This is a genomic window from Streptomyces sp. NPDC055099 (genome assembly GCF_053607685.1).
The window spans coordinates 227,573-246,576 of record NZ_JBSGUA010000016.1; the positions used below are offsets into that span (position 1 = coordinate 227,573).

General features: G+C 67.5%; 16 protein-coding genes. 8 read left to right on the top strand and 8 right to left on the bottom strand.

The annotated features are described in order from the left end of the window. Positions 1-154 precede the first annotated feature (154 nt). The 8 genes from ACWFRU_RS33185 to rpmH all read right to left on the bottom strand — a co-directional run bounded on the left by ACWFRU_RS33185 (position 155) and on the right by rpmH (position 6,156). Positions 155-1,264, bottom strand: a complete 1,110-nt coding sequence (locus tag ACWFRU_RS33185; RefSeq protein ID WP_453691838.1) for a ParB/RepB/Spo0J family partition protein — start codon at positions 1,262-1,264, stop codon at positions 155-157. Beyond that, positions 1,261-2,337: a ParA family protein gene (locus tag ACWFRU_RS33190; RefSeq protein ID WP_363210331.1), complete on the bottom strand. Its 1,077-nt coding sequence runs from the start codon at positions 2,335-2,337 to the stop codon at positions 1,261-1,263. Before ACWFRU_RS33190 ends, ACWFRU_RS33185 begins: the two co-directional genes overlap by 4 nt. A gap of 284 nt (positions 2,338-2,621) precedes the next feature. Next, on the bottom strand, positions 2,622-3,338 hold the full coding sequence (gene rsmG / locus ACWFRU_RS33195) for a 16S rRNA (guanine(527)-N(7))-methyltransferase RsmG (protein WP_361193803.1): 717 nt from the start codon (positions 3,336-3,338) through the stop codon (positions 2,622-2,624). A 98-nt stretch (positions 3,339-3,436) separates the two neighbouring features. Next, positions 3,437-3,958 carry a Jag family protein gene (locus tag ACWFRU_RS33200; RefSeq protein WP_135332061.1) on the bottom strand — a complete coding sequence of 174 codons (522 nt, stop codon included), beginning with the start codon at positions 3,956-3,958 and terminating at the stop codon, positions 3,437-3,439. Positions 3,959-3,972: 14 nt separating this feature from the next. Then, complete coding sequence (gene yidC, locus ACWFRU_RS33205) at positions 3,973-5,268, bottom strand: membrane protein insertase YidC (protein WP_453691839.1); 1,296 nt, start codon at positions 5,266-5,268, stop codon at positions 3,973-3,975. 3 nt (positions 5,269-5,271) lie between these two features. After that, positions 5,272-5,631, bottom strand: a complete 360-nt coding sequence (gene yidD, locus ACWFRU_RS33210) for a membrane protein insertion efficiency factor YidD (RefSeq protein WP_363210335.1) — start codon at positions 5,629-5,631, stop codon at positions 5,272-5,274. Further along, a complete protein-coding gene (gene rnpA, locus ACWFRU_RS33215; protein ID WP_453691840.1) occupies positions 5,628-5,999 on the bottom strand; it encodes a ribonuclease P protein component in 372 nt (123 codons plus the stop codon). Before rnpA ends, yidD begins: the two co-directional genes overlap by 4 nt. A gap of 19 nt (positions 6,000-6,018) precedes the next feature. Next, positions 6,019-6,156 carry a 50S ribosomal protein L34 gene (gene rpmH / locus ACWFRU_RS33220; protein WP_006381191.1) on the bottom strand — a complete coding sequence of 46 codons (138 nt, stop codon included), beginning with the start codon at positions 6,154-6,156 and terminating at the stop codon, positions 6,019-6,021. A 367-nt stretch (positions 6,157-6,523) separates the two neighbouring features. On the opposite strand from rpmH, the gene dnaA reads away from it, so the two are divergent. The 8 genes from dnaA to ACWFRU_RS33260 all read left to right on the top strand — a co-directional run bounded on the left by dnaA (position 6,524) and on the right by ACWFRU_RS33260 (position 18,796). Then, positions 6,524-8,416, top strand: a complete 1,893-nt coding sequence (gene dnaA, locus ACWFRU_RS33225; protein WP_453691841.1) for a chromosomal replication initiator protein DnaA — start codon at positions 6,524-6,526, stop codon at positions 8,414-8,416. 816 nt (positions 8,417-9,232) lie between these two features. After that, a complete protein-coding gene (gene dnaN, locus ACWFRU_RS33230; RefSeq protein WP_399395609.1) occupies positions 9,233-10,363 on the top strand; it encodes a DNA polymerase III subunit beta in 1,131 nt (376 codons plus the stop codon). 89 nt (positions 10,364-10,452) lie between these two features. Further along, positions 10,453-11,337, top strand: a complete 885-nt coding sequence (gnd, locus tag ACWFRU_RS33235) for a phosphogluconate dehydrogenase (NAD(+)-dependent, decarboxylating) (RefSeq protein WP_453691842.1) — start codon at positions 10,453-10,455, stop codon at positions 11,335-11,337. 81 nt (positions 11,338-11,418) lie between these two features. After that, on the top strand, positions 11,419-12,540 hold the full coding sequence (recF, locus tag ACWFRU_RS33240; RefSeq protein ID WP_453691843.1) for a DNA replication/repair protein RecF: 1,122 nt from the start codon (positions 11,419-11,421) through the stop codon (positions 12,538-12,540). Further along, positions 12,537-13,088 carry a DUF721 domain-containing protein gene (locus ACWFRU_RS33245; protein WP_453691844.1) on the top strand — a complete coding sequence of 184 codons (552 nt, stop codon included), beginning with the start codon at positions 12,537-12,539 and terminating at the stop codon, positions 13,086-13,088. The genes recF and ACWFRU_RS33245 overlap by 4 nt, the downstream gene beginning before the upstream one ends. Positions 13,089-13,353: 265 nt before the next feature. Further along, the gene (gene gyrB / locus ACWFRU_RS33250) at positions 13,354-15,426 is read left to right on the top strand and encodes a DNA topoisomerase (ATP-hydrolyzing) subunit B (protein ID WP_453691845.1); all 2,073 of its coding nucleotides are present in this window, start codon (positions 13,354-13,356) and stop codon (positions 15,424-15,426) included. A 43-nt stretch (positions 15,427-15,469) separates the two neighbouring features. After that, entirely contained in the window at positions 15,470-18,070 is a 2,601-nt protein-coding gene (gene gyrA, locus ACWFRU_RS33255) for a DNA gyrase subunit A (protein ID WP_453691846.1), read from the top strand. An 18-nt stretch (positions 18,071-18,088) separates the two neighbouring features. Further along, on the top strand, positions 18,089-18,796 hold the full coding sequence (locus ACWFRU_RS33260; RefSeq protein ID WP_453691847.1) for a DUF3566 domain-containing protein: 708 nt from the start codon (positions 18,089-18,091) through the stop codon (positions 18,794-18,796). The last annotated feature ends 208 nt before the right edge of the window (positions 18,797-19,004 follow it).

Here is a 19,004-nt window from a genome sequence, read left to right on the forward strand (position 1 = left end):
CCCCTCCCCAATGAGGCGCCGCAGCTGGATGTGCCATACCCAATCGCATCGTATCCACGATGCGATTGCACCGATACCGTAGGAAAGCAAAGAGCGGGCCGTGTTCCGGTACACACCGGACACGGCCCGCTCTCGGCGGACTGGCTGATGAGACTCAGGCCTGTTCGCCCTCCGTGCCGTCCTCGGCCGAGTCCTCGGCGAGCCCGTTCTTCAGGACCGGCCCCTCACCCGGAGCGAGCGTCGCGAGGATGCGCTCCAGGTCTTCCAGCGAGGCGAAGTCGACGACGATCTTGCCCTTCTTCTGCCCCAGGTCCACCCTCACCCGGGTTTCGAACCGGTCGGAGAGACGAGAGGCAAGGCTGGTCAGCGACGGCGACACCCGGGCACCCGCGCGCGGCCCCTTGGCCCGCGGAGTGCTCTGCGGCCGCGAACCCATGAGGGTCACGATCTCCTCGACGGCCCGCACCGAGAGCCCCTCGGCCACGATCCGGTGCGCGAGGCGGTCCTGCTCCTCCGAGTCCTCGACGGACAGCAGAGCGCGAGCGTGGCCCGCGGAGAGCACGCCCGCGGCGACCCTGCGCTGAACCGCCGGCGACAGCTTCAGCAGCCGCAGCGTGTTCGAGACCTGCGGGCGGGAACGGCCGATCCGGTCCGCGAGCTGGTCGTGCGTGCAGTTGAAGTCCCTGAGCAGCTGGTCGTAGGCGGCAGCCTCTTCCAGCGGGTTCAGCTGAGCACGGTGCAGGTTCTCCAGGAGCGCGTCCAGGAGAAGCTTCTCGTCGTCCGTGGCGCGGACGATCGACGGGATGCGCTCGAGTCCTGCCTCACGGCAAGCCCGCCAACGCCGCTCACCCATGATGAGCTCGTAGCGCGAGGGCCCTACCTGCCGAACGACGACAGGCTGGAGAAGCCCGACCTCCTTGATGGAGGTCACCAGCTCGGCGAGGGCGTCCTCGTCGAAGACCTCACGGGGCTGTCTCGGGTTGGGCGTGATGAAGTCGAGAGGCAGCTCGGCGAAGTGCGCACCGACCGGGCTCTCCTCGATCTCCACCGCTTCCTTCGGCGGCTGCTCCGTTTCATGTGAAACAGGGCTCTGCGGGAGCGCCGTCACCTTCGCGGCCGCCACACCCCGCTCGGCCGTGAGTACTGGTACGGCGCTGGGCGAAGCCGAGGCTCCGTTCATGGCCTGGGCGGTCGACTTCTCCGTCGGGGCCGCAGGGATCAGAGCGCCGAGGCCACGGCCCAGCCCTCTCCGTCGCTCGCTCACTGCATCCCCTCCGTCGTGCTGTGCTGATCATTCTGAGCGCCCAGGTGGGCGTGCTGTACGTCGTAGCGAATGCCGACGCCGCGAAGCGCGATCTCTCGTGCCGCCTCGAAGTACGAGAGGGCACCGCTCGACCCCGGATCGTAGGTGAGCACGGTCTGGCCGTAGCTCGGCGCCTCGGAGATCCGGACCGAGCGGGGAATGCTCGTCCGCAGGACCTCTTCGCCGAAGTGAGTGCGCACCTCGTCCGCCACCTGTGAAGCGAGCCGCGTGCGGCCGTCGTACATGGTGAGCAGAATCGTCGAGACGTGCAGATGAGGGTTGAGGTGCCCTCGGACCAGGTCGACGTTGCGCAGGAGCTGACCGAGGCCCTCCAGTGCGTAGTACTCGCACTGAATGGGGATCAGCACCTCCGCGCCGGCAACCAGAGCGTTGACCGTCAGCAGTCCAAGCGAAGGCGGGCAGTCGATGAGGACGTAGTCCAGCGGCTGCTCGTACGCCTGGATCGCTCGCTGCAGTCGGCTCTCTCGGGCCACCAGCGACACCAGCTCGATCTCCGCACCGGCGAGATCGATGGTGGCCGGGGCACAGAAGAGTCCCTCTACATCGGGGACCGGCTGCACGACTTCAGAGAGTGGCTTGCTGTCGATCAGCACGTCGTAGATGGACGGCACTTCCGCGTGGTGGTCGATACCCAGCGCCGTGGAAGCATTGCCCTGCGGGTCGAGGTCGATGACCAGGACGCGCGCGCCGTGCAGAGCGAGCGAAGCGGCGAGGTTGACGGTTGTCGTCGTCTTGCCCACTCCACCCTTCTGGTTGGCAACCACCATGACTCGGGTCTGCTCGGGTCGTGGCAGGCCCTCGCCTGCTCGGCCCAGGGCTTCCACCGCCAGTTGGGCAGCACGACCGATGGGGGTGTCGTCCATCGGGGGCGGTGTTTCACGTGAAACATCCTCCCCCGCCGACTCGGTACGGGGACCGGGGACCGGATCGGTCATCGGTCCCGCGATGTTGGCGTCGGACCGCAAGGATTCACTCTCCTCGACTTCAGGCTCGCAATGAACAGAGCCTCCCATGCTTTGAGGGTCGTGAACCAGCGAGGCCCGGTCTTCTGTGGACGAATCCACCTCTGTGGACAACTCCGTTCCCTTATCGAGGGAACCGAGTGGCCGACGCTCGCGAGGTTCCACAGCGCGGCCGCGACTGATGATGCCATGCAGCAGTGAGCGACGTTTCACGTGAAACACGATGCACGGCAGCCGGGGTGCCGCATGCGCGACACCCCGGTATGCGTACGTTTGGCAGCTTGTGTGGAGTACGGCTCGTCGTCAGGACGGATCAACGACGAGGGCAGGACAGCTCAGCGACGACGCCTAGTACGACCGGTCCGAGCAGCCTTCGCGCGCTTGGCCGCGAAGCGCACACCGCCGGGGCTCTCCCCGACCTCGACCCGCACGACGGTGGACAGTGGGTCCACCACGCCCTCACCGACATGCAGCACCGAGGTGGTCACCGCGCCGAGCTTGCTCAGTGCGGCCCCAGCGGCCTTGACCTCTTCCTCGGCCGTGTCGCCCTTGAGCAGAAGCATCTCCCCGTAGGGACGCAGGAGCGGCACGCCCCAGGCCGCGAGGCGGTCCAGTGGCGCCACGGCCCGCGCGGTCACCACATGGACGGGAGGCAGCTTGCCAAGGACCTCCTCGGCGCGCCCCCGCACGACGGTCACATGGTCGAGCCCGAGCAGCTCCACCACTTCGGTGAGGAAGGTGGTCCGCCGCAGCAGAGGTTCAAGCAGCGTGATCTTCAGATCCGGGCGGACGAGGGCCAGCGGAATGCCCGGCAGACCCGCCCCCGAGCCGACGTCGCACACCATCACGTTCTCGGGCACGACCTCGGAGAGAACCGCGCAGTTCAGCAGGTGCCGCTCCCACAGCCGAGGCACTTCGCGGGGGCCGATCAGTCCTCGCTGCACTCCCGCGTCGGCCAGCAACTCCGCGTACCGGACCGCGTCCGAGAAGCGCTCACCGAATACCGCCCGGGCCTGCTCGGGCGCCGAGGGGAGCTCCGCTGCCTCCGTCACGGGGACCGTCCTTCCGTACCGCACTGGGGTGGCTGACTATCAGGCTGACAAAGACCGGCCCCGCCTGCGAACAGACGGGGCCGGGAAACGACGTGCGATCAGGCGGGAAGCACGACGACGAAGCGCTGCGGCTCCTCGCCCTCGGACTCGCTGCGCAGACCGGCGGCCTTGACCGCATCATGCACGACCTTGCGCTCGAAGGGCGTCATCGGCTTGAGGTTGACCGGCTCGCCCGAGCTCTTCACCTCGGCCGCGGCCTTGGCACCCAGCTCGGAGAGCTCCTCGCGCTTCTTGGCGCGGTAGCCCGCGATGTCCAGCATGAGGCGGCTGCGGTCACCGGTCTCGCGGTGCACGGCGAGACGCGTCAGCTCCTGGAGCGCCTCCAGGACCTCACCGTCACGGCCCACGAGCTTCTGCAGATCGCGGCTGTTCGAGTCGCTGATGATGGAGACAGCGGCGCGGTCGGCCTCGACGTCCATGTCGATGTCGCCGTCGAGATCGGCGATGTCCAGCAGACCCTCGAGGTAGTCCGCCGCGATCTCACCCTCCTGCTCGAGGCGGGTGAGGGTGTCGCCGGCCTCGACCTCGGCCTCGGCGGGGGCGGTGGTGCCTTCCGTCACGGGATGGACTCCTTCTACTTCTTGGACGGGTGCTTGGGCCGCTGCTGGCCCTTGCGCTGCCCCGACTTGGCTTGGCGTGCGTTACCTGACCCGGACGACTTGCCACCCGCGGGCTTGCCCTTGGGAGCGGCGTCCTCAGGCTCGTCCTGAGTCTTCTCCAGCGACGTCTTCGCGTCCGAAGGGGTCGCCGTGTCGCTCTCCGTCTTGCCGTGAGTGGCGGCGGACTGGCGCTGCGACTTGCTCTGGCGCTTGGGCTGCTGCCGCTTCGGGGTAGCGCCGCCGACGGGAGTCCCGTCCTCGGTCTCCGTGGCGACAGCGGAGTCGCTCGGCGCGACGGTGCCGTCGGCCTGGGCCGCGAGGCCCGCCTTGCTCAGACCGTTGATGAACTTGCGCTCGAACTCGTTGCGGTCACGTCCCTTGGCGACGATCGCCTTGATGACGTTGACGTTGCCGCGGCCCCGGACCTTCTTGTGGTGCGTGATCTGCTTCTGCAGGCGCTCGAGGTACGCGGCCTGAGCCTTGGAGCCCGGAGTCGGGTTGCGGCGGATCACGAACATCTGCTGACCCATGGTCCACACGTTGGTGGTCAGCCAGTAGACGAGAACACCGACCGGGAAGTTGATGCCGAACACGGCGAACATGATCGGGAAGACGTACATCAGCATCTTCTGCTGCTGCATGAACGGCGTCTTGACCGTCGTGTCCACGTTCTTCGTCATCAGCTGGCGCTGCGTGAAGAACTGCGAGGCCGACATCAGGATGATCATGATCGCGGTGACAACGCGGACGTCGGTCAGCGAGGCGTGGAGCGCCTCGACCTTCTCCTGGCTGTCCATGAACTTCGCGGCCAGCGGGGCACCGAAGATGTGTGCCTTCTGCGCGCTCTCGAGCAGCGGCTTGTCGATGACACCGACGGTGTCGTTCGACGCGATGCCGGAGAGCACGTGGTAGAGGGCGAAGAAGAACGGCGACTGCGCCAGGATGGGAAGGCACGAGGAGAGCGGGTTCGTACCCGACTCCTTGTACAGCTTCATCATCTCTTCGGACTGACGCTGCTTGTCGCTCTTGTAGCGTTCCTGGATCTTCTTCATCTCGGGCTGCAGCGTCTGCATCGCCCGGGTCGCCTTGATCTGCTTCACGAAGAGCGGGATCAGGCAGATACGGATCAAGATCACCAGGGACACGATGGACAAGCCCCAGGCCCAGCCCGTGTCAGGACCGAAAATGGCCCCGTACAGCGAGTGGAACTGGACGATGACCCAGGAAACGGGTGTCGTGATGAAGCTGAACAGACTGGCAATCGTGTCCACTAATCAGGCTCCTTGAGCATGGGACGGGGTCTCGGCGGCCGGGCTCGGGGTATCCGGGGACATCTCCTCGGAGGGCACGCCAGCGGCGGAGGGCCCGCCCTTGCGCTCGCGCCACATGGCGCGCAGCATCTCGTGCCACCGCGGACGCTTGCGCGGCGGGACATGGTCGACACCACCGAGCGACCACGGATTGCACCGCAGGATGCGCCAGGCCGTCAGCGCCGTTCCCTTGATCGCACCGTGCCGGTCGATGGCCAGGTAGCCGTAGCGAGAGCACGACGGGTAGTACTTGCACACCGGACCAAGCAGCGGACTGATCGTCCACTGATACAGCTTGATCAGAGCCAGCAGTGGGTACTTCATCGAGCGCCCCCTCCCAGCAGCCGCTGAAGGGCGGCGTCCAGGTCTTGGGCCAGCTGTGCATGGGCGGCGTCACCCGATCCGGGCAACGCTCGTACGACTACCAGGCTACCGGGGGGCAGCTGGCTCACCCGGTCGCGCATCAGATGGCGAAGCCTGCGCTTCACCGTATTGCGTACGACTGCTCCGCCAACGGCCTTGCTCACGACGAAACCCGCACGCGTCGGGGGAACGCTCTCCCCAGGCGCGTGCGGGTCCGTTGCACCGCTACGAAGATGGACGACGAGAAGCGGGCGTCCGGCCCGTCGTCCTCGGCGTACCGCGGTCGCGAAGTCTTCGCGCCGCCTCAGCCGATGCTCGGTAGGCAGCACGACGTCATGACCTAAACGATTAGGCGGAAAGGCTGGCGCGACCCTTGCCACGACGGTTCGCGAGGATCGCGCGGCCGGCACGGGTGCGCATCCGCAGGCGGAAGCCGTGGGTCTTGGCGCGGCGGCGGTTGTTCGGCTGGAAGGTGCGCTTGCTCACTCGGGGGCTCCAGAAATGATTGTGTGGTGGCGGGACATCGCCTGGCTGTCACCGTGCGCCCACGAGAAGCTCGCGAATACGCACCGAGTGCACCGCTTCACAATCACAGATCGTGATCTTTGCCCATCGGAGGCAGGCGGCAGCAGCCATCGACAACTCGACCTGGTCACGGTACGCGGGGCTACGCCATCCGGTCAAACCGACCGTCAGGGAGAGACACTGTGCACAGCCTGTGGACAACAACTTGAACCGCAGCCGTTGCCCTGACTACCGTGGCCAAACTCCGATTCATTCCCTTCTCCCTGCCCATCCCGATTTCCGTCCCAAGAACCACACCTTCGTGGGACCCCGTGAGAGAGCGTGCCTTGTGGCTGACGTACCTGCCGATCTTGCCGCAGTGTGGCCACGAGTTCTGGAGCAGCTGCTGGGTGAGGGGCGGGGACACGGAGTAGACGCGAAGGACGAGCGCTGGATCAAGCGCTGCCAGCCGCTGGCACTGGTCGCCGACACCGCCCTGCTGGCCGTGCCGAACGAGTTCGCCAAGGGCGTGCTCGAGGGCCGCCTCGCCCCCATCGTCAGCGAGTCGCTGAGCCGCGAGTGCGGCCGCCCGATCCGTATCGCCATCACGGTGGACGACTCGGTCGGCGACCCGATGGACCGGCCCGGCCCCACGACGCCGCCGTACCAGCAGCAGTCCGGCCAGCAGCAACAGCAGCAGCGCTATGAGGAGCCGGAGCAGCACCCGGGCCCCCATCAGGGGCATGAGCAGTACGACGGCTACGGCCGCCGCACCTCGGACGACCACTCCTCGGGCCACGGGTCCGACCAGCTGCCGACCGCCCGCCCGGCGTACCCCGACTATCAGCGCCCCGCGCCCGGCGCCTGGCCGCAGCAGCAGCCCCAGCAGGACGACTACGGCTGGCAGCAGCAGCGCCTCGGCTTCCCCGAGCGGGACCCGTACGCGAGCCCCCAGCAGCAGCCCCAGCACGACTACCGGTCGCAGCCCCCGCAGGGGCACTCCCCGTATGAACAGCACCGCCAGGACCGGCAGGACCAGCAGGACCGCCACGACCGCCACGACAGACGTGAGCGTCACGACCAGTCGCAGGGATCCGGCGGCCACGACCCCAGGGGCGGCGGCCACGGCAACGGTCACGGTGTCCACGGCAGCGGCACCCCCGGCCCGCTGGCCGCTCAGCCGGCCCCGGCGTCGGCGCCCGGCGAACCCACCGCGCGCCTCAACCCGAAGTACCTCTTCGACACCTTCGTGATCGGCGCCTCGAACCGCTTCGCGCACGCGGCGGCCGTCGCCGTGGCCGAGGCGCCCGCCAAGGCGTACAACCCCCTCTTCATCTATGGGGAGTCCGGGCTCGGCAAAACGCACCTGCTGCACGCCATCGGTCACTACGCCCGCAGCCTCTATCCCGGCACGCGCGTGCGCTACGTGAGCTCCGAGGAGTTCACGAACGAGTTCATCAACTCCATCCGCGACGGCAAGGGCGACACCTTCCGCAAGCGGTACCGCGAGATGGACATCCTGCTCGTCGACGACATCCAGTTCCTCGCGAGCAAGGAGTCGACGCAGGAGGAGTTCTTCCACACCTTCAATACGCTCCACAACGCGAACAAGCAGATCGTGCTCTCCAGCGACCGGCCGCCCAAGCAGCTGGTGACGCTGGAGGACCGGCTGCGCAACCGCTTCGAGTGGGGACTGATCACCGACGTCCAGCCGCCGGAGCTCGAGACGCGTATCGCCATCCTTCGTAAGAAGGCGGTGCAGGAGCAGCTCAACGCCCCGCCGGAGGTTCTGGAGTTCATCGCGTCCCGCATCTCACGCAACATCCGTGAGCTCGAGGGCGCGCTGATCCGGGTCACGGCCTTCGCCTCGCTCAACCGGCAGCCGGTGGACCTGGGGCTGACGGAGATCGTCCTGAAGGACCTGATCCCGGGCGGCGAGGACGCCTCTCCGGAGATCACGGCTCCGGCCATCATGGCCGCGACCGCGGACTACTTCGGCCTCACGGTGGACGACCTCTGCGGATCCTCGCGCAGCCGCGTCCTGGTGACGGCCCGCCAGATCGCGATGTACCTCTGCCGCGAGCTGACGGACCTCTCCCTGCCCAAGATCGGCGCGCAGTTCGGCGGCCGCGACCACACGACGGTCATGCACGCGGACCGCAAGATCCGCGCCCTGATGGCCGAGCGGCGCTCGATCTACAACCAGGTCACCGAGCTCACCAACCGCATCAAGAACGGCTGACGGACACCGCCGAACACCTCTCAAGGGCGCCCCGGGACAACTTCCGGGGCGCCCTTTGCCGTTGTGCACGCGCGCGTGGAGCCCGTCGGACCGTCCCCGCTGTTCGATTTCCCCAGCTGAGAGGCCTGTTCTCCACAGATGTGCGCACTTTTTCCCCTCCACACCCTGGGGACCGGGAAGTTGTCCAGACGCTGTCCACAGGGGACCCTGCTGAAGGATCATCAAGCCAGGTCAAGTGCTTGTGGATTGGTGGACGACGGTCCTCCACAGCCTGTGGAGGAAAATCTCGTCCACAGGGTGTGCATGAACTTGTCCACCGGCCACCCACAGGCTCGGGCCGGTTGTCCCCAGCTTTCCCCAGCTTCTCCACACGGCTGTCCACTGTTCGGCAACGCAACGCGCCCCGTCACCGTGCCGAGTGAAAGGCGTCACACCAAGGTGGTCGGTTGGCCTGTGGGGAAGGTGGGTAAAACTGGGGATGGCGCTGGGGAGAAGTACCCCCTCCCTGTGCATCGGGTGTGCAGAACTTTCGCCCGTCCACAGAAACCACCGGTTGTCCACCGCCTCCGCCCACAGGCGCAGTGGATAAAAAACCGGCACTGACCTGCGCATACGCGGTTATCCACGGTTTCCACAGGCCCTACTACTACTGCCCCCTAGAGTCACCGGGGAATTGGCTTCGAAGAGGGGCCTGTGCACAACTCGCGCTCCGGACCTCAGACGCCGCTCGTCACGACTTGACCCCGACGGGCACCCACTGTCAGCGCGGTGCGTCAGACTGGTCCCCAGTGCCAGCAACAGCAGGAGGGCGGCTAAGTGAAGATCCGGGTGGAACGCGACGTACTCGCGGAGGCAGTGGCGTGGGCGGCGCGCAGTCTCCCGGCCCGGCCACCGGCACCTGTCCTCGCGGGCCTGCTGCTGAAGGCCGAGGAAGGCGCACTCAGCCTTTCCAGCTTCGACTACGAGGTCTCAGCGCGCGTCTCCGTGGACGCCGAGATCGACGACGAGGGCACGGTCCTCGTCTCCGGCCGGCTTCTCGCCGACATCTGCCGCGCCCTCCCCAACCGTCCGGTGGAGATCTCCACAGACGGTGTACGGGCCACGGTGGTCTGCGGCTCCTCGCGATTCACACTCCACACACTTCCTGTGGAGGAGTACCCCGCGCTGCCGCAGATGCCCACCGCGACCGGCACGGTCCCTGGTGAGGTCTTCGCCTCGGCCGCCGCGCAGGTGGCCATCGCCGCGGGCCGCGACGACACGCTGCCCGTCCTGACCGGCGTACGCATCGAGATCGAGGGCGACACGGTCACGCTGGCCTCCACCGACCGCTACCGCTTCGCGGTCCGCGAGTTCCTGTGGAAGCCGGAGAACCCCGAGGCGTCCGCGGTCGCCCTGGTGCCCGCCAAGACGCTCCTGGACACCGCGAAGGCGCTCACGAGCGGCGACACGGTCACCCTGGCGCTGTCCGGCTCCGGTGCAGGTGAGGGCCTGATCGGTTTCGAGGGCGCCGGACGGCGTACGACCACGCGTCTCCTCGAGGGCGACCTGCCGAAGTACAAGACGCTCTTCCCCACCGAGTTCAACTCGATCGCGGTCATCGAGACGGCCCCGTTCGTCGAGGCCGTGAAGCGCGTGGCCCTGGTGGCCGAGCGGAACACCCCGGTGCGGCTCAGCTTCGAGCAGGGCGTGCTGATCCTGGAGGCCGGCTCCAGCGACGACGCACAGGCTGTGGAAAGGGTCGACGCCCAGCTCGAGGGTGACGACGTCTCGATCGCCTTCAACCCGACGTTCCTGCTCGACGGCCTGAGCGCGATCGACTCCCCGGTCGCCCAGCTGTCGTTCACGACGTCGACGAAGCCCGCGCTCCTGAGCGGCAGGCCGGCCCTGGACGCGGAGGCCGACGAGGCCTACAAGTACCTGATCATGCCTGTACGTCTGAGCGGCTGAGCCCACAGGTGTGAGCGGGCGTCCGGGCGTAGGCTCGGACGCGGGTACGAAGGTGCCTCCACGCCACATCGCTACTTAAGGAACCACTGATGGAGCTCGGTCTCGTCGGCCTCGGCAAGATGGGCGGCAACATGCGCGAGCGCATCCGCCGCGCAGGCCACACCGTCATCGGATACGACCGCAACCAGGACGTCGCGGATGTCCACAGCCTCGAAGAGCTTGTGGGCAAACTCAAGGGTCCGCGCGTCGTCTGGGTGATGGTTCCGGCGGGAGCCGCGACCCAGTCCACCGTCGATGAGCTCGCCGAGCTGCTCCAGCCCGGCGACGTCGTCGTGGACGGCGGCAACTCCCGCTGGACGGACGACGAGAAGCACGCCGAGGAGCTCGCCGCCAAGGGCATCGGCTTCGTCGACTGCGGCGTCTCCGGCGGCGTCTGGGGCCTGCAGAACGGCTACGCCCTGATGTACGGCGGCGACGCCAAGGACATCGAGAAGGTCCAGCCGATCTTCGACGCGCTCAAGCCCGAGGGCGACTTCGGCTCCGTGCACGCCGGCAAGGTCGGTGCGGGCCACTTCTCGAAGATGGTCCACAACGGCATCGAGTACGCCATGATGCAGGCCTACGCCGAGGGCTGGGAGCTCCTGGAGAAGGTCGACTCCGTCACGGACGTGCGCGAGGTCTTCCGCTCCTGGCAGGAGGGCACGGTCATCCGTTCCTGGCTGCTCGACCTCGCGGTCAACGCCTTGGACGACGACGAGCACCTGGAGAAGCTGCGCGGCTTCGCGCAGGACTCCGGAGAGGGCCGGTGGACGGTCGAGGCCGCCATCGACAACGCCGTGCCGCTGCCCGCGATCACGGCCTCGCTCTTCGCCCGGTTCGCCTCGCGGCAGGACGACTCCCCGCAGATGAAGATGATCGCGGCGCTGCGCAACCAGTTCGGTGGCCACGCGGTCGAGTCCAAGAGCGAGAACTGATCCACAGCCTGTGGGGAACATCCGCTGTTTCCCACAGGCCTCTCAGCAAGAGAAGGAAGCCGGGGGAGGTCGGCGCACACCATGTACGTCACGCATCTGTCGCTGGCCGACTTCCGCTCGTACGCCCGGGTCGAGGTCCCTCTCGATCCGGGCGTCACCGCGTTCGTGGGCCCCAACGGCCAGGGCAAGACGAATCTCGTGGAAGCCGTCGGCTACCTCGCCACGCTCGGCAGCCACCGGGTCTCCTCGGACGCCCCCCTGGTGCGCATGGGCGCCGAGCGTGCCGTCGTCCGGGCCGCGGTCCGGCAGGGCGAGCGCCAGCAGCTGGTCGAACTCGAACTCAATCCGGGCAAGGCCAATCGCGCCCGCATCAACAGGTCCTCGCAGGTCAGGCCCCGTGATGTGCTCGGAATCGTACGTACGGTGCTGTTCGCGCCCGAGGATCTGGCGCTGATCAAGGGCGACCCGGGTGAGCGCCGGCGGTTCCTCGACGAGCTGATCACGGCCCGCTCCCCGCGCATGGCGGGCGTGCGCTCCGACTACGACCGGGTGCTGAAGCAGCGCAACACCCTCCTGAAGTCGGCGGCCCTGGCACGGCGGCACGGCGGGCGCTCCATGGACCTGTCCACACTCGACGTCTGGGACCAGCACCTCGCGCGCGCGGGCGCCGAACTGCTCACCCAGCGGCTCGACCTGATCGCCGCACTGCAGCCGCTCGCCGACAAGGCGTACGAACAGCTGGCGCCCGGCGGCGGGCCCGTCACCCTTGAGTACAAGCCGTCCGCCCCGGGCGACGGCCACACGCGCGAGGCTCTGTTCGAGCAGCTCATCGCCGCCCTCGAAGAGGCCCGCAAGCAGGAGATCGAGCGCGGAGTGACGCTGGTCGGCCCGCACCGCGACGACCTGCTCCTGAAGCTGGGCCAGCTCCCCGCCAAGGGGTACGCGAGCCATGGCGAGTCCTGGTCGTACGCCCTGTCGCTGCGCCTCGCCTCGTACGACCTCCTGCGCGCCGAGGGAAACGAACCCGTGCTCGTCCTGGACGACGTGTTCGCGGAGCTCGACGCGCGCCGCCGGGAGCGGCTCGCGGAGCTGGTGGCGCCGGGCGAGCAGGTCCTGGTCACGGCCGCGGTGGACGACGACGTGCCGGGCGTGCTCGCCGGGACGCGGTTCGCGGTGTCGGACGGCGCGGTGGAGCGCGTATGAGCGCGGAAGAGCCCGCCAAGGACGCTCCCAAGGAGACGCCGAAGACGCCCGAGCCCTCCGGTGTCGATCTCGCCCGGGTCGCCCTGCGCGCCGCCAAGGAGCAGGCACGCGCGCGTGGGGACGCCGCGCAGCAGAAGAAGCAGGCCCGTAGAGGCGGCCTTCGCTCCGGCGCGCGCGCCGACGGGCGTGACCCGCAGCCGCTCGGTTCCGCCATCAACCGCCTGATCACCGAGCGCGGCTGGGAGACCCCGGCCGCGGTGGGCGGTGTGATGGGCCGCTGGCCGCAGATCGTCGGCGAGGACCTGGCCAAACACTGCGTGCCACAGCGGTACGACGAGAACGAGCGCGTTCTGACCGTCCAGTGCGATTCCACGGCCTGGGCGACGAACCTGCGCCTCCTGGCCCCGCAGCTCGTCGCGCGCCTCAACGAGGACCTCGGCCACGGCACCGTGCGCCTCATCAAAGTCCTTGGTCCCAGCGGCCCCACGCGGCGCTTCGGACCCTTGCGCGCGCCGGGCAGCACGGGCCCCGGAGACACCTACGGCTGAGGCCGTACCGGTTGGTAGCTCAAGGTTGACACCTCAAAGCGCTGAGTGCCGCTGTGAGCCTCTTAGAGCCCCGGGCCGCATATGGGGAGTCGGATGATGCCGGTTCAGGACGGCACATGCGGACTCAGGTACCGGCAAACCCCCATCACTGTCGGCGCTACCGGTAGACTGGAAGCTAATCCCGCCCCACTTGTGGGTCGCACCGAGCAACGCTGACTATCGCTGAACGACGCAGCCGCTCCGGCCACCGCCGGGTGCTTGGCTTGTGCTGTGCCAGAAAGGGCGCTTCGTGGCCGATTCCGGCAACCCCAACGAGAACATCCCGTCCACCGCCGCAGGCGAGAACGGCGAGGTCACGGCCTCGTACGACGCCAGCGCGATCACCGTCCTCGAGGGTCTGGACGCGGTCCGCAAGCGACCTGGCATGTACATCGGGTCGACCGGTGAGCGTGGCCTGCACCACCTCGTGCAGGAAGTCGTCGACAACTCCGTGGACGAGGCGCTGGCCGGTCACGCGGACACGATCGACGTCACGATTCTCGCCGACGGCGGCGTGCGCGTGATCGACAACGGCCGTGGCATCCCGGTGGGCATCCACCCCGTCGAGAAGAAGCCGGCCGTCGAGGTCGTGCTCACCGTGCTGCACGCGGGCGGCAAGTTCGGCGGCGGCGGGTACGCCGTCTCCGGTGGTCTGCACGGCGTCGGTGTCTCCGTCGTGAACGCCCTGTCCACCAAGCTCGCCGTCGAGATCAAGACCGACGGCTACCGCTGGACGCAGGACTACAAGACGGGAGCCCCGACCGCCCCCCTGGAGCGGCACGAGGCGACCGAGGAGACCGGCACCACGGTCACCTTCTGGGCCGACCCGGACGTCTTCGAGACGACCGTGTACTCCTTCGAGACGCTGGCACGGCGCTTCCAGGAGATGGCGTTCCTCAACAAGGGTTTGACCATCAAACTCACTGATGAGCGCGAGTCGGCGAAGGCGACGGCGGGTGCGGACTCGACCGAGGCGACCGACGACGAGGCGGCCCCCGAGGCCCGCACGGTGACGTACCACTACGAAGGCGGCATCGTCGACTTCGTGAAGTACCTCAACTCCCGCAAGGGTGAGGTGATCCACCCGACCGTCATCGACGTCGAGGCCGAGGACAAGGAGCGCATGCTCTCGGCCGAGATCGCGATGCAGTGGAACTCGCAGTACACCGAAGGTGTCTACTCCTTCGCGAACACGATCCACACGCACGAGGGCGGTACGCACGAGGAGGGCTTCAGGGCCGCGCTGACGGGCCTGGTCAACCGGTACGCGCGCGAGAAGAAGCTGCTGCGCGAGAAGGACGACAACCTCACGGGCGAGGACATCCGCGAGGGTCTGACGGCGATCATCTCGGTGAAGCTCGGCGAGCCCCAGTTCGAGGGCCAGACGAAGACCAAGCTGGGCAACACGGAGGCGAAGACCTTCGTGCAGAAGGTCGTGCACGAACACCTCACGGACTGGTTCGACCGCAATCCGAACGAGGCCGCGGACATCATCCGCAAGAGCATCCAGGCCGCCACGGCCCGCGTCGCCGCCCGCAAGGCGCGCGACCTGACCCGCCGCAAGGGCCTGCTCGAATCGGCCTCGCTGCCCGGAAAGCTCTCCGACTGCCAGTCGAACGACCCGACGAAGTGCGAGATCTTCATCGTCGAGGGTGACTCCGCCGGTGGTTCGGCGAAGTCCGGCCGTGACCCGATGTACCAGGCGATCCTGCCCATCCGAGGCAAGATCCTGAACGTCGAGAAGGCGCGGATCGACAAGATCCTGCACAACCAGGAAGTCCAGGCCCTCATCTCGGCCTTCGGCACGGGCGTGCACGAGGACTTCGACATCGAGAAGCTCCGCTATCACAAGATCATCCTGATGGCGGACGCCGACGTCGACGGCCAGCACATCAACACCCTGCTCCTGACGTTCCTGTTCCGCTTCATGCGGCCGCTCGTCGAGTCGGGTCACGTGTACCTCTCGCGCCCGCCGCTCTACAAGATCAAGTGGAGCCGGGACGACTTCCAGTACGCGTACTCGGACCGCGAGCGCGACGCCCTCATCGAGATCGGCCGCCAGGCCGGCAAGCGCGTCAGGGACGACTCGGTCCAGCGCTTCAAGGGTCTCGGCGAGATGAACGCCGAGGAGCTGCGCGTCACGACGATGGACCAGGATCACCGCGTTCTCGGCCAGGTCACCCTGGACGACGCGGCACAGGCCGACGACCTCTTCTCGGTGCTGATGGGAGAGGACGTCGAGGCAAGGCGCTCGTTCATTCAGCGCAACGCCAAGGACGTCCGTTTCCTCGACATCTGAGTCGGCCCGTACAAGCCGCACCTCGAAAGGACTTTGACCAGCAATGGCCGACGAGAACACCCCTGTGATGCCCGAAGAGGAGCCCGCCGTTCCCGGCGTGGGCATGCGTGTCGAGCCCGTCGGGCTCGAGACGGAGATGCAGCGCTCCTACCTCGACTACGCGATGTCCGTCATCGTGTCCCGCGCGCTGCCCGACGTACGGGACGGCCTGAAGCCCGTACACCGCCGCGTCCTGTACGCGATGTACGACGGCGGATACCGCCCCGAGAAGGGCTTCTACAAGTGCGCCCGCGTCGTCGGCGACGTCATGGGCACCTACCACCCGCACGGCGACTCCTCCATCTACGACGCCCTGGTCCGCCTGGCCCAGCCGTGGTCGATGCGGATGCCCCTGGTGGACTCCAACGGCAACTTCGGCTCTCCGGGCAACGACCCGGCGGCCGCCATGCGGTACACCGAGTGCAAGATGGCGCCGCTGGCCATGGAGATGGTCCGTGACATCGACGAGGAGACCGTCGACTTCACGGACAACTACGACGGCCGCAACCAAGAGCCGACGGTCCTGCCCGCGCGCTTCCCGAACCTGCTGATCAACGGCTCGGCGGGTATCGCGGTCGGCATGGCCACCAACATCCCGCCGCACAACCTCCGCGAGGTCGCGGCAGGCGCGCAGTGGGCCCTGGAGCACCCGGACGCCTCGCACGAGGAGCTGCTCGACGCCCTCATCGAGCGCATCAAGGGCCCCGATTTCCCCACCGGCGCACTAGTAGTGGGCCGTAAGGGCATCGAGGAGGCGTACCGCACGGGCCGTGGCTCCATCACCATGCGCGCGGTCGTCGCGGTCGAGGAGATCCAGAACCGCCAGTGCCTGGTGGTCACCGAGCTCCCCTACCAGACCAACCCCGACAACCTCGCGCAGAAGATCGCCGACCTGGTCAAGGACGGCAAGGTCGGCGGCATCGCCGACGTCCGCGACGAGACGTCCTCCCGTACGGGCCAGCGCCTCGTCGTCGTCCTGAAGCGGGACGCGGTCGCCAAGGTCGTGCTGAACAACCTCTACAAGCACACCGACCTCCAGTCGAACTTCAGCGCCAACATGCTCGCCCTGGTCGACGGCGTGCCGCGCACCCTCTCCCTGGACGCCTTCATCCGCCACTGGGTGACGCACCAGGTCGAGGTCATCGTCCGGCGCACGAAGTTCCGGCTGCGCAAGGCCGAGGAGCGGGCCCACATCCTGCGTGGCCTCCTCAAGGCCCTGGACTCGATCGACGAGGTCATCGCGCTCATCCGGGCCAGCCAGACGGTCGACGTCGCGCGTGAGGGCCTGATGGGCCTCCTCTCGATCGACGAGATCCAGGCCAACGCCATCCTCGAGATGCAGCTGCGCCGGCTCGCCGCCCTGGAGCGCCAGAAGATCGTCGCCGAGCACGACGAACTGCAGGCGAAGATCAACGAGTACAACGCGATCCTGGCCTCGCCCGAGCGGCAGCGCCAGATCATCAGCGAAGAGCTCGCGGCGATCGTCGACAAGTTCGGCGAGGACCGTCGCTCGGCGCTCGTGCCCTTCGACGGCGACATGTCCATGGAGGACCTGATCGCCGAAGAGGACATCGTCGTCACCATCACGCGCGGTGGCTACATCAAGCGCACCAAGACGGAGGACTACCGCTCGCAGAAGCGCGGCGGCAAGGGCGTGCGTGGCACGAAGCTGAAGCAGGACGACATCGTCGACCACTTCTTCGTGTCGACGACGCACCACTGGCTGCTGTTTTTCACGAACAAGGGCCGGGTCTACCGCGCGAAGGCGTACGAGCTTCCGGATGCCGGACGGGACGCCCGCGGACAGCACGTGGCGAACCTGCTCGCCTTCCAGCCGGACGAGCAGATCGCCGAGATCCTCGCGATCCGTGACTACGAAGCGGTGCCCTACCTGGTTCTCGCCACAAAGGGCGGCCTCGTAAAGAAGACGCCGCTCAAGGACTACGACTCGCCTCGCTCCGGCGGCGTCATCGCCATCAACCTCCGCGAGACGGACGACGGCAAGGACGACGAGCTGATCGGTGCCGAACTCGTCTCGTCCGAGGACGATCTGCTGCTCATCAGCAAGAAGGCGCAGTCGATCAGGTTCACGGCGACGGACGACGCGCTGCGCCCCATGGGCCGTGCGACGTCGGGCGTCAAGGGAATGAGTTTCCGCGGTGGCGACGAACTGCTCTCGATGAATGTCGTCAGGCCGGGTACTTTCGTCTTCACCGCAACCGACGGTGGGTACGCCAAGCGCACCAACGTCGACGAGTACCGCGTCCAGGGTCGTGGTGGCCTCGGAATCAAGGCCGCCAAGATCGTGGAGGACCGCGGAGAGCTCGTGGGCGCGCTGGTGACGGAGGAGACCGACGAGATCCTCGCCATCACCCTCAGCGGCGGTGTGATTCGTACGCGAGTCAACGAGGTCAGGGAGACGGGCCGTGACACCATGGGCGTCCAACTGATCAACCTGGGCAAGCGCGATGCCGTGGTCGGTATCGCTCGTAACGCCGAGGCCGGGCGCGAGGCCGAAGAGGTCGACGGTGACATCGTCGTCGAATCGGCCGAGGGCGAGCCGGCCGCCGGTACGGACGAGGGCACGGAGTCCGCGGCCGAGTAGCGCGAGGAGAGAGTCATCGTGAGTGGAGCCACGGGCGCCGGAGCAAGTGGAGCCGGCACAGCCGGTACAGACGGTGTCCGTGGCTCCGCCACTGATTCTCCCGACTCGCATGAGTCCCGTGGATCCCAGGGGGGAACCGTGACCGACACCCGAGGGCCGCAGCCGGCTCAGTCAGCGCAGTACGCCGACGGGTCCCAAGGGGGCCAAGGGTCCCCGAACGCCACCGGTGCTCTGCCCGGTGAGCGCCAGCCCCAGCAGCAGGCGTCCCAGCCGTACCACCCGCCGCAGGCCTACCAGCAGAACTCCCAGACGGGTTCCGTGCGCAGGCCGCGGACGGGGGCGCGCACGACGCCTCGTACGCGCAAGGCGCGGCTGCGGGTGGCCAAGGCCGACCCGTGGTCGGTGATGAAGGTCAGCTTCCTGCTCTCCATCGCGCTGGGCATCTGCACGATCGTCGCGGCCGCCGTGCTGTGGATGGTCATGGACGCCATGGGCGTCTTCTCCACGGTGGGCGGCACGATCTCGGAGGCGACGGGCTCGAACGAGTCCAACGGCTTCGACCTGCAGTCCTTCCTGTCGCTGCCGCGCGTCCTGATGTTCACGACGATCATCGCGGTCATCGACGTGGTCCTCGCCACGGCGCTCGCGACGCTCGGCGCCTTCATCTACAACCTCTCCGCGGGCTTCGTGGGCGGCGTCGAGCTGACGCTGGCCGAGGACGAGTAAGTCTTTCGGTCTTTCGTCGGTTCTCTTCTCTGTAGCCAGCGGTTCCTTCGAGTCCTGAGCCAGCGGTTCCTTCAAGTCCTGTGACGCTTTCTGTGGCGCTTCCTGCGGGCCTTCTAGTAGGACTCCGTTAGGTCTTCCCGTTTGCGCTGATCAAGAGCATGTTGAGGAGCGTGGACGTGCACGAAGTGGAGCGTATGCGGGCGGTGTT